Source organism: Bacteroidota bacterium (assembly GCA_030706565.1).
Taxonomy (GTDB): domain Bacteria; phylum Bacteroidota; class Bacteroidia; order Bacteroidales; family JAUZOH01; genus JAUZOH01.
On sequence record JAUZOH010000050.1, the window covers coordinates 1 to 15,650 of the forward strand.

Below are 15,650 nucleotides of genomic sequence, written 5' to 3' on the forward strand. Positions count from 1 at the left end.
AAAAGTTTTTTAAAGGACCACCTTCAGCTTTAAGGATGGTTTTTAATCGTAGTACTGATTAATCCTGCCAGACAGAAACATGAAAAGCAGACTTAATCATTCATCAAAAAAATTGATAATTATTTGTCTATGATTTCAAAATAAATTAATATTGCCCTATAAACGTTTACAGTTTTTTACAGTTACAAATATTTTATCTAATTGATTTTATGAGTTATGCAGAGTGAAAACGATTACAAATTTTCAGGTTTAAATGAGGTTGCCCGTAAGGCCGGTGTTTCGACAGCCACGGTATCCAGGGTAATCAACAACAGTTCCAGTGTCAGTGATGAAACAAGGATTAAAGTCCTGAAAGTAATCAAAGAACTGAAGTATCATCCCAACAGGGTAGCCAAAAGGTTGAGAAACAAAAATGCTTCTGGCAATTTATTGGGTGTGTTGATCCCCGATATTCAAAACCCCTTTTATGTAGAAGTATTAAGAGGCATTGAAGATGTGGCTTATGAAAACAAATACGCCCTGATCACCTGCAACTTTTCCCAAGATGAAAAGAAAGAAAAACTTTATCTGGATATCCTTCAGTCGGAATCAATTGACGGGCTTATCGCAACGCCAACCAATGAGCATGACCAGAAAGTAATCAACTTGGTCAAAGAAGGCCTTCCTATAGTCTGTGTAGACCGGGGATTATCAGAAGTAGATGTGGATGTCATTCTGGTGGAGAACCAAAAGGGCGCATTTGCTGCAGTGGATTATTTAGCAAAATCCGGTTACAACCGAATTGCATATATTTCAGGGTTGCCCCAACTTCCATCAAGCCAGCAACGTGAAAAAGGATACAGGGAAGCTCTAACTGCCAATGGCATTAATATAGACAAAACCTATATCAAATACGGGGATTCCAGTCATGAAAGCGGCGTAAAGTTATGCGAAGAACTGCTGAACCTTTCCGCTCCGCCTGATGCGCTTTTCACAGGCAATAACCTGATTACCCTGGGTGCCCTGGAAACCATTCATAAAAAGCAACTAAATATTCCACAGGATATTGCCATCATTGGTTTTGATGACATGTACTGGGCAATTTCCCTGAATCCTCCGTTGACTGCAGTGCGCCAGCCTGCTTATGAAATCGGGAAACGTGCTGCAGAACAGCTCATTCAGAGGATTAATGACCCGACGCGCCCAACGGTAAATATGATCCTTAAAACCGAATTAATGATCCGCAGTTCCTGTTGAAAGAATGCCGTTTAGGGGAAAAAGGTTTTATAATTTTCCAAAAAACTCAATTTTCTAAAGTAATAGTATCCTTTAATTTTTCAGAAATGAATAGAATCAAATTAAATAATCCGTCAAGCTTAGTTTTCGGAGCCGGTTGCATTAACCAAATAGCTGAGGATTATAAAATTACAGAATGCAAACGTTTTTTCATTATAACCATTCCCCCTGTACTGGAACAAATATCGTCCCTGCTTAATGACTTATCCTCTAAGGGTATTGCTATCAAAACCATTACAACCATTAAGGGTGAACCATCCTTTTCCGATTTTGAACAAATTCTTTCTGCTGCCCGGGATTTCCAAGCAGACAGTGTGGCCGGCATAGGAGGGGGAAGTGTCATGGACGTGTCCAAACTTGTGGCAGCTTTGTTCGACGGAAAACAACAGGCCAAGTCAGTTGTCGGAACCGGCCTGATTAAAGGCCGTCATATTCCACTAATTTGTGCGCCCACAACATCCGGTACGGGAAGCGAAGTATCTCCCAATGCCATCCTTCTGGACGAAGAGCAACATGCCAAGTTGGGAATCATCAGCCCATGGCTTGTCCCGGATAAAGTGTATGTGGATCCATCCTTGACCCGGGGATTGCCACCTCAGGTAACTGCTTTTACAGGAATCGATGCACTTACCCATTGTATTGAAGCTTATACCAACCGCTTTGCCCATCCCATGGTAGACACCTTTGCACTGGAAGGCATCAGGCTGATCTCGACCAACCTCAAAAAAGCTTATGAAAATGGGAATGATCTGGAAGCACGTTCCAACCTTTCTTTGGGAAGTGTGTACGGAGGGATGTGCCTTGGCCCGGTAAATACTGCAGCTGTTCATGCCCTTGCCTATCCCCTTGGAAGTGATTATAAAATTGCCCATGGCATATCAAATGCTTTGATGTTGACCTATATTATGGAATTCAACCTTTCAAGTTCAGAAAACCGCTATGCCAATATTGCCAGGGGAGCGGGAATTAGCAACAGCAAATCAGATCATGAAGCAGCTCTGGAAAGTATATCCTTCTTCAGAAAACTTATAAAGGATTGCGGAATGCCTTTAAAACTATCAGAAATCGGCATTCCTTACGGTGACATTAAAAAACTTGCAGAATCAGCATTACTGGTCCAACGGCTTCTAAAAAACAATCCAAGGGAAATATCCCTTGCTGATGCCGAATCAATTTATCAAAAAGCCTACTAGATGAAACCAAAACAAACACTATATAAGGGAGCTATCATTCCAATGGTCACCCCCATTAACGAGGACCTTACGGTGGATGTTGAATCCACCGCAAGAATCCTCGATACTTTTATGGAGGCCAGTGTTTCTCCGTTTGTGCTTGGAACTACGGGTGAATCCCTATCCTTATCGACCGGACAAAAAACCTTATTGGTACAAACGACAATTAACCATATAAATCACAGAGTCAGTGTTTATGCAGGTATTTCAGGAAACTGTTTGGCCGAATCAATTGAACAGGCCAATCAATTTGCAGGATATGGAGTAGATGCAGTTGTAGCACATCTGCCTTTCTATTATCCTTTATCAGACAATCAAATAATTCGATATTTTCTGCAACTGGCCGACAACATTAAATGCCCGTTAATTATATACAATATGCCGGGCACGACCCATTTATCAATACCCATCGAAATAATTGACAAATTGAGTTTTCACCCCAACATTGCAGGAGTCAAAGATTCTGAAAAAGGGTTGGAAAGGCTTGAACAGTCTGTTAAACTTTGGAACAAACGGCCCGATTTTGTTTATCTGATGGGCTGTGCCGTTCAATCCGCAATTGCCCTGCATAAAGGAGCAGATGGAATCGTACCCAGCCTGGGCAATTTTGTGCCCCAACTTTATGGGAAATTATACAATGCCATTCTGAATGATGATAACGGTACTGCAGAATTATTGCAGTCACAGTCCAACGAAATAGCAACAATTTATCAAAAGGATAAAACATTAAGCCAGTCCATCCCTGCATTAAAAACGATGATGTCGGCAATTGGTTTGTGCAAACCCTACGCGATGCCGCCTATGATCACCCTGAGCGACGAAGAACAAAAAATAATCAGAAACCAGGCCTTGGAAGTTCATGAAAAATTTTCCAGTCTTTTCCCTCAACCAGTAAAGCAGGGAGCAAGTAATTAATAAGAAATGAAAGATTCACAAAAACATATTCCACTTTTAGCCATTACGATGGGTGATCCTGCCGGTATAGGGCCCGAAATTGCAGTTAAAGCATTTTCCTGCAGGACCGTTCATCAGATTTGCAGGCCCTTATTGATCGGCCATGGCCCGACTATAGAAAAAGCCATAGAAATCAGCAACATCAATCTAAAAATCAGAACCATCTACGATCCGGCTGAAGCAGTATTTCAAAACGATATAATAAATGTTCTGGAGATTGGCGGAGAACAGGATGATCATGTTGAATTTGGCAAAGTTTCAGCTGCTGCCGGGGATTATGCATTCCGTGCCGTTAAAACAGCCATTGATTTGGCCATGCAGAAAAAAGTGGATGGGACCGTAACCGGTCCAATTAATAAGGAAGCCATCAATAAAGCAGGTCATCATTTTTCAGGCCATACCGAAATATATGCACACTATACCCATACATCCAAATATGCAATGTTACTGGCAGATAAAAATTTAAGGGTAATCCATGTGACCACACATGTTTCGTTGCGCCAGGCCTGCGATTTGGTCAAGAAAGAAAGGATAAAGGAGGTGATTCAACTTCTTCACGAGGGATTAAGAAAATTAGGCTATGCCAATCCGCATATCGGAGTAGCCGGCCTTAATCCGCACTCGGGTGAAGGAGGATTATTTGGCCTGGAGGAAATTGAAGAAATTATCCCAGCCATTCAGGAAATGAAGGATTCAGGATTATGGGTAGAAGGACCTGTTCCGGCCGATGCCCTTTTTGCCCTGGCCAACGGCGGAAAATTTGACGGCTGCGTGGCCATGTACCACGACCAGGGGCATATCCCGTTCAAAGTCCTTGGATTTGAATATGACAAAGCCAAATCAACCATGAAGAGTGTGAAGGGAGTAAATATCACGTTGGGCCTGCCCATACTCAGAACTTCTGTGGATCATGGAACTGCGTTTGAAATCGCAGGAAGGGGAATTGCAAGCCCCGATGCATTAATCAATGCCATCGAATATGCCGTAAAAATATTAAATAACTAATTAACTGAAATTTATGATTGCTGTCATTGCTGACGATTTTACCGGAGCTGCTGAAATAGGGGGGATTGGATTAAGGCACGGGCTAAAGGTAGTTATTGAAACGGAAAATATTAGACGTTGCAATACCGACCTGCTTGTTATTGCCACAAACACTCGGTCACTTCATGCCAAAGAAGCATCTGTATATACGGAAAATATTACAAAACAACTATTGAAATTAAATCCTGCCTTTATCTATAAAAAAATAGATTCAGTATTAAGAGGGAACATTATCGGGGAATTGGCAGCAATGATGTATGCTTCTCAGAAGAAAAGAGCCATAGTTGTTGCAGCCAATCCTGTTTTCAACAGGGTTATCCGGGATGGCATCTTTTTTATAGACAACATTCCTTTAAAAGAGACCTGTTTTTCCACTGATCCGGAATATCCTATTCATTCCTCATCTGTACTTGAAATTCTGGGGAAAAATTCTTCTGTAAAAAATTGCAGGTTTAATGAATTGTTACCCGAAGAGGGCATCATTATTGGTGATGTGGAAAATGATAATGACCTGAAACATTGGGCTGTCCATATTGATGCTCAAACGTTACCTGCAGGGGCCTCCGGATTTTTTGATGCCCTGATCAGAAAACATGAAGTTATGCCCTCCTGCAATATTTCAAAATTACTGCCCTTCGGAGAAAAGGCTCTTTATGTTCTGGGAAGTACTTACCCTAAAGACACGGACTTTTTGAAAAAACTGGAAGAAAACGACCATTATCTCTCCAACATTCCTGAAGAAATATACTGCAATAAAAACTATGATCCGAAATATCTTGAAGCATGGGCAAACGATATTGTACATGCCATCGAAAACCATAAAAAAGTAATTGCTTCAATTTTCCATGATTCCATCAATGAACCGGATATAGCAATCAGAATAAGTGAAACCATAGGAATATTGATCAAAAAAGTAACGGAAAAAACCAATTTGAATGAATTGTTGCTTGAAGGGGGTAGAACGACATCAGTTGTCCTGAAGCATTTAAAAATAAACCGTTTAATCCCGATTCAGGAATTGGATACCGGTGTAATACGGATGAAAATAGAAGGGAAATCCAACTTCTGTGTGACGACTAAACCCGGAAGTTATTTCTGGCCGGAAAGTATTCTATCACAGCTAACTGAATAAATGGTTCCAAAACCTAAAATTAATACTTAATAAACCTAACTTATAAATGTTGCATTCCAACTTACATATTATTGATTACCTGATCATCATCATCTTTTTATTGGCTCCGATTGCCGTCAGTCTTAAGTTTTCAAAAAGGCAAAAAAATACGAAAAATTATTTTACGGCAAATGGTTCAGCACCCTCATGGGCAATTGGATTGTCCATTCTGGCCACCTTAATTAGCAGCATTACCTTCTTGGCATACCCGGGTGAAGGATTTGCATCAAATTGGATCTTGCTGGTTCAGGGATTGATGGTCCCCTTAACCTTAATGTTTTTCATTGGATTTATTGTCCCCCTTTACCGGAATGCCATTCATCTGAGCGCATACGAATATTTTGAACAACGTTTCGGTTTTGGTGCACGTTTGTACAGTTCCTTGGGCTTTTTCCTGGCTCATTTTTCAAAAATGGGGACAGTATTTTATCTTTTAGCCCTGGCTATCTCGAAAATGATAGGGGCCAACACCATTGAGCTAATCTGGATTACCGGCTTTGTGGTCATTTTCATCACCCTGATCGGAGGGATGGAAGCAATTATATGGATGGATGTGATACAGGGAATTCTTTTAATTGCAGGTGGACTAATCAGCCTTGGAGTTATTTTGTTTACTACTCCGGGCGGAATATCCGCTATTTGGGAGGTAGCTAAAACCAACGGCAAAATTGGATTTGGTCCCTTTGACCTTGATTTCGCACGACTCACTTTTTGGGTTATGGTATTAAATGGAATTTTTTATGCCATCCAGAAATACGGAACCGACCAGACCATGGTTCAACGTTATCTCACGGCGAAATCTGATAAAAAGGCAATAAAAGCTTCATGGATTGGAGTTTTGTTAAGTGTCCCTGTTTGGGCGCTCTTCATGTTCATTGGAACAGCACTTTATGCATTCTATCATATTAAAACGGGAGGATTACCCGCGAATATTAAGCCGGACGGAGTATTCCCCTACTTCATTATGACCCAACTGCCTGTTGGAATAGTAGGATTAGTACTTTCAGCACTCTTTGCGGCTGCAATTTCATCACTGGATGCCGACCTGAATTGCCTCTCCGCAATCTGCGTGGGCGATTATTACAAAAGATTCAAAAAGAACTGTACTGAAAAACAATGTATGCTCTTCAGCCGTCTGGTAGTTTTACTGGCAGGTTTAACTTCAGTGGCTATTGCAACTTACTATGTCAAAAACCAGGGAACCAAGGGAGCCCTGGAAACAGTATTTGCCCTGTATGCAATTTTTTCTGGTGGAATCGCCGGTTTGTTTTTATTGGGAATTTTCAGTAAGAGAGCCAATAAACAGGGAGCCTATATAGGAATTTTCGCCTGCATTCTTTTTACTGCTTATGCAATACTCACCTCCACCAAGTTTAACATTGGAGGTTATGAACATAAAATTCTTGACTTGGGAAGGTTCAATTTTTCGCAGCATAAATATATGATTGGGGTATATAGTCATTTGATACTATTCATTGTAGGATATTTGGCAAGTTTCTTATTTAAAAGGCCCCAAAATATTACACACTTAACCTACTATGGTTGGGACAAAAAGGGGAAAGAGCAAAAAAAAACCTATTCGACATTAACAGTAAGTCATACTGATCCTGAAGAAAAACCAATAAAAGAAAAACGCTATGAAAAAGAACATGCAAACTAATTCGAATCATAAGGACAAAGCTCCACCCTAAAAGTAATCTAATGACCTCAAGTACATTTAATTATCCTCTATTAATCTTTAATATTATCTATTAACAATGAATTCATTATTTTTTTACTAATTAAATCCAAAATTTATGAAGAAACGATTTCTGATCTTATCAATCCTTGTTTTTCTCACCGCTCATTTGTTTGCCCAAACCATAGTGAAAGGTGTAGTAAAAACATCGACCGGAGATCCTGTTCCTGGAGTAACTGTAATGATTAAAAGTACCAAAACGGGTACAGTTACCGATGTGGATGGGAAATACTCTATTCGTGCTATCGAACAGGACGTTCTGGTTTTCTCCGCTATAGGTATGAAAAAACAGGAAATACCGGTAGGGAAACAGTCGCAAATTGACGTTACCATGGCTGAAGATGCCACCCTGCTTCAAGAAACAGTTGTAGTAGGATATGGTTCCCAGAAAAAAGCGAACCTGACCAGTGCAGTGGAAGTAATCGCACCAAAAGAAGTTGCAGATCTTCCAGTCAGCAATCTGGGAGCAGCTCTTAGCGGGAGGGTTAATGGTCTTTCAGTTACGGGTGGTATGGCCCGTCCAGGTGTTTCAGCTTCATTGGAAATTCGTAGTCCCTTCTCGTATTCAAAAGATGGGGGTTCGCTAAACCCTATCCTCATTATTGATGATGTCATCCAGATTGATGGTTCTTCATCTTCACAAGCTCCTGATTATTCGCGTTTCAACAATTTAGATCCTTCTGAAATTGAAAGTATCACGATATTGAAGGATGGTGCAGCTGCAATTTATGGAGCACGTGCATCTCAGGGAGCTATTATTGTGACCACAAAAAAGGGGAAAATCAACCAGGCTCCCAGAATAACCTATTCAGGACTTTACGGAGTGAACGATGCAACTTCCCTTCCCAAGACCCTCTCTGCATACCAGGAAGGAATTTGGTGGAACGAATATGCCGGACCTTACGGAGCGAACAGATCGGTTACCACTCTTCGTAACTTTTTTCAGCCTGATGAGTTGGATTCATTGAAAAACATAGACTACAACTGGCTGAATAAAGCCTGGAGGGTAGGAAACAATGTTCGCCATACAATCAATATTGACGGAGGTTCCCAGCGTGCAACGTATTTTGCATCAGCCACCTATTACACCCAAAACTCAAACCTGAATACCGGGAAATTCAATAAGTGGACATTCCGCGCAGGAACAACAATTAACGTGGCCTCTAACTTTAAAGTCAAACTTCAACTTTCAGGCGACGATACATACAAAAAGAACCCATTTAATAAGGTAGGTGGTGAAAATTTAGATAACGACTACATTATGCTGGTTGGTATGCCAAAATATTTCCCCTGGGAAGTCGATGGCCAGTCCAATTACCTTATGCTAAATCCCTACACCTACCCCAGTACAAATGCGAATAATCTTTCTGCGTTTAACTACTTTCAAATGCAAAATCAGGACAATTACTCCGAAAACCGCGGCATAACTTATAATGTCAATGCAAGCGCAGAATATGATGTACCTTTTATCAAGGGGTTATCTGTAAAAGGCATGTTTAACAGATCGTACGCATTAGCAACTAACAACCAGATAGGTACTCAATATACCCTTCTTCTCCCCACTAAACTGGGAGGAAGCGGTGAACACCTTTTCCTGCCCTCAAGCGAAGGAGCAGTATATGTGTCTGACATCAACTCCCGCAATGGCAACCGTATGTTATGGGACAGGAACTATACCATTGCCTATCAGTCTAACTTTTTTGTGAATTACGAAAAGCAAATCGGCAAACACAATGTAACAGGGATGTTCTCTATCGAACAAAGCACAAGCGAATACAACTCCATGCGTATGATTGCAAATACTCCTCTTGTGAATAACAACGGACAATCAAACACAGCCATCGGGGGTATCGATGTTTCAAATAGCAATACAGGCAGGATGGAATCTGGAACCTTGTCCTATTTGGGCCGTTTAACTTACAACTATGCCAATAAGTACAACTTTACTTACCTCATCCGTTCGGATGCCTCCACTAAATTTGCACCGGCAAACTATTGGGGTACTTTCCAGTCATTAGGCGCTGCTTGGGTTATGTCCGAAGAAAATTTTTTCAAAGACAATATCCATTTTATTGATTACTTAAAACTCAGAGGAACTTTAGGTTTTACGGGTAAAGACAACACAAAAGCATGGCAATGGAGACAACGCTATACTTATCAGGGCGATAAAGGGGGTTACTTCGGAACCAATTCAACTTCTTCTCCTACTGTAGGCTACAAGATGGAAGCATCTCCCAACCCTGATGCAAAATGGGACAACGACACGAAATACGACCTTGGTTTGGATGCAACCATGTTGCAACAAAGGTTTTCGACCAGTATCGACTGGTGGAAAGACCATAACACCAATATGCTTATTGTCCGTACAGCTCAGGCACCTGTAACTGTTGGAGGCAGCAGTGCCGACGAAAATTACGCCGGAATTGATGCCTATGGTATTGAAATAACCCTTAACTGGAGTGATAAAATTACTAAAGATTTGAGATATAATATCAACTTCATAACGGGCTGGTCTGATACCAGGGTCAGAAAATGGGATCAACCTGCAGTGATCTACCCCTGGACAACCAACCAGATAGGGAAATCAACAGACAATGGAGTATGGGGTTACGATTGTTTAGGTATGTTCCGCAATCAAGCCGATATAGACAACTATGTTGCCAAGTACCTCACAAAACCTGACGGTACAACAGGTACTATGTTCGGTCTTGCCGCCACCGCATTACAACCGGGTATGCTTTATTACCGTGATGTTCGGGGTGCAATTAATACCGATGGTAGCTTCCAGCCTGCCGATGGAATTATTGATTCAAATGACCAAATTAAATTGGCCAAGAAATCAAGCAATCCCTGGGGCTTTACTACTAACCTGGGAGTAAATTACAAAGGTTTACAGCTCAACGCTCAAATTTCCGGTTCATGGGGCGGATTTTCCACCTTGGATGCCACAACTCAAAGTTCATCGTCCTCGGCCTTTATCAAAAACCAGGCAGCATATTGGGCAGACATGTTTGATCCGGATTCTAACCCCAACGGAAAGTATCCCAACCAATATCAATACACACAAAATTCTGCAACTTCCAAATTCTGGAAAATCTCATCGGTCAGAATGCAGCTTAGGACACTAACTCTGGCCTATTCCTTGCCTCAACCCCTTTTAACTAAATTAAAAGTTGAAGGATTACGTTTTAACGTTTCCATGACCAATGTTGTCAGTTTCTTAAACCCGTATAGTTATCGTGATCCACTGACTGACATGAATGGGTATCCGACACTAAGAACCATGTCTCTTGGGGTTAACCTGACATTATAATAATTTTAATTATAAAGAAAATGATAAGGAAATATATATTAGGGATGATATCGATAGCCGCAATAGTATTGACAAGTTGCAGCGATCAGTATCTTGAGAACATGAAAGACTACTCCGGTTTTAACGAACAGGTTTTTACTGAGCCTTCAATGGCAGCCGGTTATGTCGATTACATCTATAATCAGATGGAACCCGGGAATAATTCCACCCCTATTCAGACATTGGGTGATGGAATTAATTATTCTACTACTTTTTCTACTACTACCGATGAATTTGCAGGTACAACGAGCTTGAACAATAACGGTTCAACTCTCACAAATTCAAGTGTATCTACATATTTCGGTTCACCTCTAAGTGGGTCTATTGTAAACAATCCCTATACGCGTATTAAGCAAATAAATCTTTTCCTAGAAAATATAGACGTTTACGGGAAAACAACCATCACCTTAGCCCAACGCAACAAAATGAAGGGACAGATGTATTTTTGGAGGGCATGGCAATATTTTGATTTGGTACGCCTTTACGGGGGTGTCCCAATGGTAATGCATTCCCAAAAGCCATCATCTACAGACACAACGATTCGTATTCCTAGAAGCACGACAACAAAATGCATCAGCCTTATTTGCCAGGACCTCGATTCAGCCATCACTCTCCTCCCGGCAACCATGGTGGGTAATGATTACGGGCGTATTGACAAAGCAGCTGCCGCAGCTTTCAAAGCTAGAGTATTGTCTACTATTGCCACGCCGGTATTCAATTCTGATTGGCAAAACATTTCGAGTGCAAAATGGCAGGCTGCTTACGATGCACATGTAGCAGCATTGCCATATCTTGATGCTGCAGGCAAAGGTCTTTATGGCGAAAGCAAACCCGGTACACGTGCCAAAGCCTGGAGCGATATGTTTAAGCAATCCCTGAACGGTCAAACAAGAAAAGTTAATCCTGAAGCCATTATTGTTTACCTGTATTCTTCTGCCATTTCTTCCGGGAGTTCTGCATATAAAGCAAATGGTTGGGAAAATGCAATCCGAACTACCCTCTCAGGAGGAGGTGCATCAATAAAAACCACTGCACAAATGATTGACAAATTCCCTATGGCTGATGGAACCAGGCCGGTGAAGGGTGTTAATTATGACACCTTAAATTTCTTTGTCAACCGCGATCCCCGTTTTTATAGAACTTTCGCGTTCAATGGCAGTTTCTGGCCCTATAAAGATTCTATCAGCAATGCCACGGTCTGGTCATATTACTGGCAAAAGAATGCTACCAGTCCGACTACCCTGTACTATGCAGAAGCTGGTTCTATGCCTTCCGGAGGAGCCTTTGTAAGGAAAATGTCACAAGACGGAAATATCGCTAAAGCCGACTTTTTATATTCGGTATCGGATATTATAGAATTCCGCTATGCTGAATTTTTGTTAAATTGGGCAGAATGTGCAGCAGGTATCAATCATCTGCAGGAAGCTTATGATATTTTGAAACGTATCCGTATACGTGCATCCATTCCCGCAGGTACAGATGGCACTTACGGACTTGGAACAGATATTCTGAACGACAGATACAAAATGTTCGAAGCGATTCTTTATGAAAGAAGTATTGAACTCGCATACGAAGGAAAACGCTTCTGGGACTTAAGGAATTGGGAACTATTTGGAAATACTGATAATGGTGACCAGGTATGCAACCTTCTTGGAATAACTCCCCTAAATGGTACGCGACGTACTGGTTTCTATATCCAGGTTGATCCGGGTAAAGCAGCCGTTTCTGCATTAAACAGTCATGGCTATGGAACAGGAAACGGTCTCTCTTATGACCCTCTGTACAAAGCCGGAGTCCGGCCCAAATATGATGGTTCTTCAATAAACGCTACAGTTGGCAGGGTCGACCCTGATGCATCGGATGCAAACTGGAATATCGGAATTACAAACCTGCAGACATTCTATAATACATATTTAAAACGAGTATATAAGAATGATCTCGATGCTACTAAGTCTCCAGTTTTTTCATTTGCATTTCTACCTCAGTATTATTTCTTTGGTATCAATCAAAACGTACTCCAGGCAAATGATTATCTAAACGATCAACAAACTAAAGGTTGGCTGAATGTTTATGGCCAGAGTGGAACATTTGATCCGACAGAATAAATGTAAAGCGTACAGGATGCTTTTTTTTGTATATCATCCGATATCGTACTTAAATTTAAAAATCAATTTTTTACCCCGACAGGAATAATCCTGTTGGGGTATTAAAATATACCTGTTGCTATTCAACAATCTTTTAAGAACTCATCATGTAAAACATATATCATATTCTTTTGTTTTTCTGCATATTACCGTACTTAATATTTCATAAATTTGACAGTAAATTGCATTTAATGCTTCAATATATATTCAGTATTCATCAATAACAAACAGTATGGCAAAAATGAAAAAATATTTAATTCCATGTTTCATGTTGGTAATGCTTCTATTTCAGCATCAAACAGTTTCGGCCCAATATCCGAAAATAACTCCGGAAGTCAAAGCTGCTGCAGATTCCCTGCTAAACCGCGAGCAACGGCTTTCCGATGCTGCCTGGGAAAAAGCCCTGCCAATAATTGACGAAGAAGCCCGTCATGGCAAACCTTATATTCCCTGGGCCGCCAGGCCAACCGATCTTCCCCAGGCTGATATTCCAGCATTTCCGGGAGCTGAAGGTGGCGGTAAATATACCTTTGGCGGACGTGGCGGTAAAGTAATTACAGTAACCAGTCTGGACGACAGAGGACCCGGTACTTTGCGTGAAGCCTGCGAACAGGGCGGAGCCCGTATCATCGTTTTCAATGTTTCCGGGATTATTCACCTGAAAAGCCCTATCATTGTCCGTGCACCCTATATCACCATTGCCGGACAAACTGCTCCGGGAGATGGGATATGTGTAGCCGGTGAATCATTCTGGGTGAATACCCACGATGTGATCATCCGTCATATGCGTTTCCGTCGTGGAGAGACATGGGTAGGCCGCCGCGATGATGCTTTGGGCGGAAATCCTGTCGGAAATGTAATTGTTGACCACGTTTCCGCCAGTTGGGGCCTGGACGAAAACATGTCCATGTACCGCCATATGTTTGACCCGGGTGGAGGATTAAAAGAAGAGAAAATGGGAACAGTCAATATTACCATACAGAACAGTATTTCATCAGAATCCCTTGACACCTGGAACCATGCGTTTGGAAGTACCATGGGCGGTGAAAACTGCACTTTTGTCCGTAACCTCTGGGCTGACAATGCAGGCCGTAATCCCTCTATTGGGTGGAATGGGGTATTTAATTTCGTCAATAATGTCGTTTTCAACTGGCATCACCGTTCAGTGGATGGCGGAGATTATACTGCCCTGTACAACATGATCAACAACTATTACAAACCCGGTCCGGTAACACCCAAAGATGAGCCTGTAGGCCACCGTATCCTCAAACCCGAATCAGGCCGCAGCAAACTCGGGTATAAGGTTTTTGGCCGTGTGTACGCAAATGGGAATATCGTCGATGGTAACGAAAAAGTAACCAGCGACAACTGGGCTGGCGGCATTCAGGTTGAAGAAGATCCGGATGCCGGCAAATATGAACCTTATATGCGGGTCAATAAGCCCTTCCCAATGGCTCCGGTCACAATAATGCCTGCCTTGGATGCTTATAATTTTGTTTTGGATAATGCAGGTGCAACTTTACCCAAACGCGATGCAGTTGATACCAGGGTAATTGAGCAAGTAAGAACAGGCAAAATAGCTTATAAGGAGGTGAATACCGATACCATGAGCCAGTTTAAACCGAGGAAACTCCCAAAAGATTCATACAAATTGGGAATTATCACAGCAATATTCGAGGTGGGCGGTTATCCCGAATACAAAGGAAAATCTTATAAAGACACCGATGGAGACGGAATGCCCGATGAATGGGAAATCAGGCACGGTTTGAATCCTAAAGATCCGTCAGATGCCAACCTTGATTCTAATGGAGACGGATACACCAATATTGAAAAGTACATTAACGGTATTGATCCGTCTAAAAAAATTGACTGGACAGATCCCAAAAATAATATCGATGTCCTTGCAAAAGGCAAAGGACCTTTGTGGAAAAGATAGTTAGTGCACTTTATCATAATGAGTTAAGTTTAGGTTCTGAAGTACTTTTGTACTTCAGAACTTTGAAAAATTTCAAATAAAAATTTTACATTTTATTTGGCCCTGCAAGAATTTTGCACTATTCACATTAATACAAAAATTATGAACCTGTTGACCAGATTATTTACCGGAATTTTGTTATTTTTCATGTCTATTCCTGCAATGGCTATTACTCCTCAAAAAAACACAAATCCGCAAGAGGAAGAAGCAGCCTATACCCAAGTTATTACTCAAAGAGCAGCCAAAATTGTTGCAACACTTAATATTTCAGATTCCATCAAAGCAAATCGAGTTACCGACATTATTGCCAACCAATACCGCAACATCAAAAAGCTCGATGAATCCAGAGATGCCGAACTGAAAACCATAAAAACAGATACTATAAAAAGTAAAACTGAAAAAGAAACATTAACAAAAAGCATTGAAGAAAAATTCAATAAAAACAGGACCCAATTGCACAAAGAATACCTTTCATTGCTTTCCAAAGAACTTTCTTCAGAACAAATCGATAAAGTAAAAGACGGCATGACTTATGGTAAAGTCAAATTTACTTATGACGGATATATTCAGGAAGTTCCATCTCTTACAGACGTTCAGAAAAAACAAATTTTGGACTTTCTGATTCAGGCACGCGAAGAAGCCATAGATGCAGGATCATCAAACAAAAAATCTGAAATTTTCAAAAAATATAAAGGCCGCATTGCAAATTATCTGACCAGTCAGGGCTATGATATGAAAAAAGAACGGACCGAATGGGGTAAACGG

The 15,650-nt window shown here is 41.1% G+C and carries 10 protein-coding genes; all 10 read left to right on the forward strand.

All coding sequences use genetic code 11. The features are described 5' to 3' along the window. Nucleotides 1-216: 216 nt before the first annotated feature. Nucleotides 217-1,236, forward strand: coding sequence for a LacI family DNA-binding transcriptional regulator (locus Q8907_04450; GenBank protein ID MDP4273510.1), 1,020 nt, complete (start codon nucleotides 217-219; stop codon nucleotides 1,234-1,236). Nucleotides 1,237-1,322: 86 nt separating this feature from the next. Continuing rightward, nucleotides 1,323-2,468 carry an iron-containing alcohol dehydrogenase gene (locus Q8907_04455; protein ID MDP4273511.1) on the forward strand — a complete coding sequence of 382 codons (1,146 nt, stop codon included), beginning with the start codon at nucleotides 1,323-1,325 and terminating at the stop codon, nucleotides 2,466-2,468. Further along, entirely contained in the window at nucleotides 2,469-3,422 is a 954-nt protein-coding gene (locus Q8907_04460) for a dihydrodipicolinate synthase family protein (GenBank protein MDP4273512.1), read from the forward strand. It begins immediately after the preceding gene. A gap of 6 nt (nucleotides 3,423-3,428) precedes the next feature. Beyond that, entirely contained in the window at nucleotides 3,429-4,466 is a 1,038-nt protein-coding gene (pdxA, locus tag Q8907_04465; protein ID MDP4273513.1) for a 4-hydroxythreonine-4-phosphate dehydrogenase PdxA, read from the forward strand. A gap of 13 nt (nucleotides 4,467-4,479) precedes the next feature. Further along, entirely contained in the window at nucleotides 4,480-5,637 is a 1,158-nt protein-coding gene (locus Q8907_04470; protein ID MDP4273514.1) for a four-carbon acid sugar kinase family protein, read from the forward strand. 46 nt (nucleotides 5,638-5,683) lie between these two features. Next, nucleotides 5,684-7,336, forward strand: coding sequence for a sodium:solute symporter (locus tag Q8907_04475; GenBank protein ID MDP4273515.1), 1,653 nt, complete (start codon nucleotides 5,684-5,686; stop codon nucleotides 7,334-7,336). A 136-nt stretch (nucleotides 7,337-7,472) separates the two neighbouring features. Then, entirely contained in the window at nucleotides 7,473-10,727 is a 3,255-nt protein-coding gene (locus Q8907_04480) for a SusC/RagA family TonB-linked outer membrane protein (GenBank protein MDP4273516.1), read from the forward strand. A gap of 20 nt (nucleotides 10,728-10,747) precedes the next feature. After that, the gene (locus tag Q8907_04485) at nucleotides 10,748-12,871 is read left to right on the forward strand and encodes a RagB/SusD family nutrient uptake outer membrane protein (GenBank protein MDP4273517.1); all 2,124 of its coding nucleotides are present in this window, start codon (nucleotides 10,748-10,750) and stop codon (nucleotides 12,869-12,871) included. A 307-nt stretch (nucleotides 12,872-13,178) separates the two neighbouring features. Continuing rightward, the gene (locus tag Q8907_04490) at nucleotides 13,179-14,846 is read left to right on the forward strand and encodes a polysaccharide lyase (protein MDP4273518.1); all 1,668 of its coding nucleotides are present in this window, start codon (nucleotides 13,179-13,181) and stop codon (nucleotides 14,844-14,846) included. A gap of 141 nt (nucleotides 14,847-14,987) precedes the next feature. Next, the coding region (locus Q8907_04495) for a DUF3826 domain-containing protein (GenBank protein MDP4273519.1) at nucleotides 14,988-15,650 on the forward strand (663 nt) is incomplete at its 3' end.

Bases quoted from the DNA above. Each gene is read 5' to 3' on its own strand.
- Q8907_04450 (MDP4273510.1), top strand. From the start codon at position 217: ATGCAGAGTGAAAACGATTACAAATTTTCAGGTTTAAATGAGGTTGCC.
- Q8907_04490 (MDP4273518.1), top strand. From the start codon at position 13,179: ATGTTGGTAATGCTTCTATTTCAGCATCAAACAGTTTCGGCCCAATAT.
- Q8907_04455 (MDP4273511.1), top strand. From the start codon at position 1,323: ATGAATAGAATCAAATTAAATAATCCGTCAAGCTTAGTTTTCGGAGCC.
- Q8907_04475 (MDP4273515.1), top strand. From the start codon at position 5,684: ATGTTGCATTCCAACTTACATATTATTGATTACCTGATCATCATCATC.
- Q8907_04470 (MDP4273514.1), top strand. From the start codon at position 4,480: ATGATTGCTGTCATTGCTGACGATTTTACCGGAGCTGCTGAAATAGGG.
- Q8907_04460 (MDP4273512.1), top strand. From the start codon at position 2,469: ATGAAACCAAAACAAACACTATATAAGGGAGCTATCATTCCAATGGTC.
- pdxA (MDP4273513.1), top strand. From the start codon at position 3,429: ATGAAAGATTCACAAAAACATATTCCACTTTTAGCCATTACGATGGGT.
- Q8907_04485 (MDP4273517.1), top strand. From the start codon at position 10,748: ATGATAAGGAAATATATATTAGGGATGATATCGATAGCCGCAATAGTA.
- Q8907_04480 (MDP4273516.1), top strand. From the start codon at position 7,473: ATGAAGAAACGATTTCTGATCTTATCAATCCTTGTTTTTCTCACCGCT.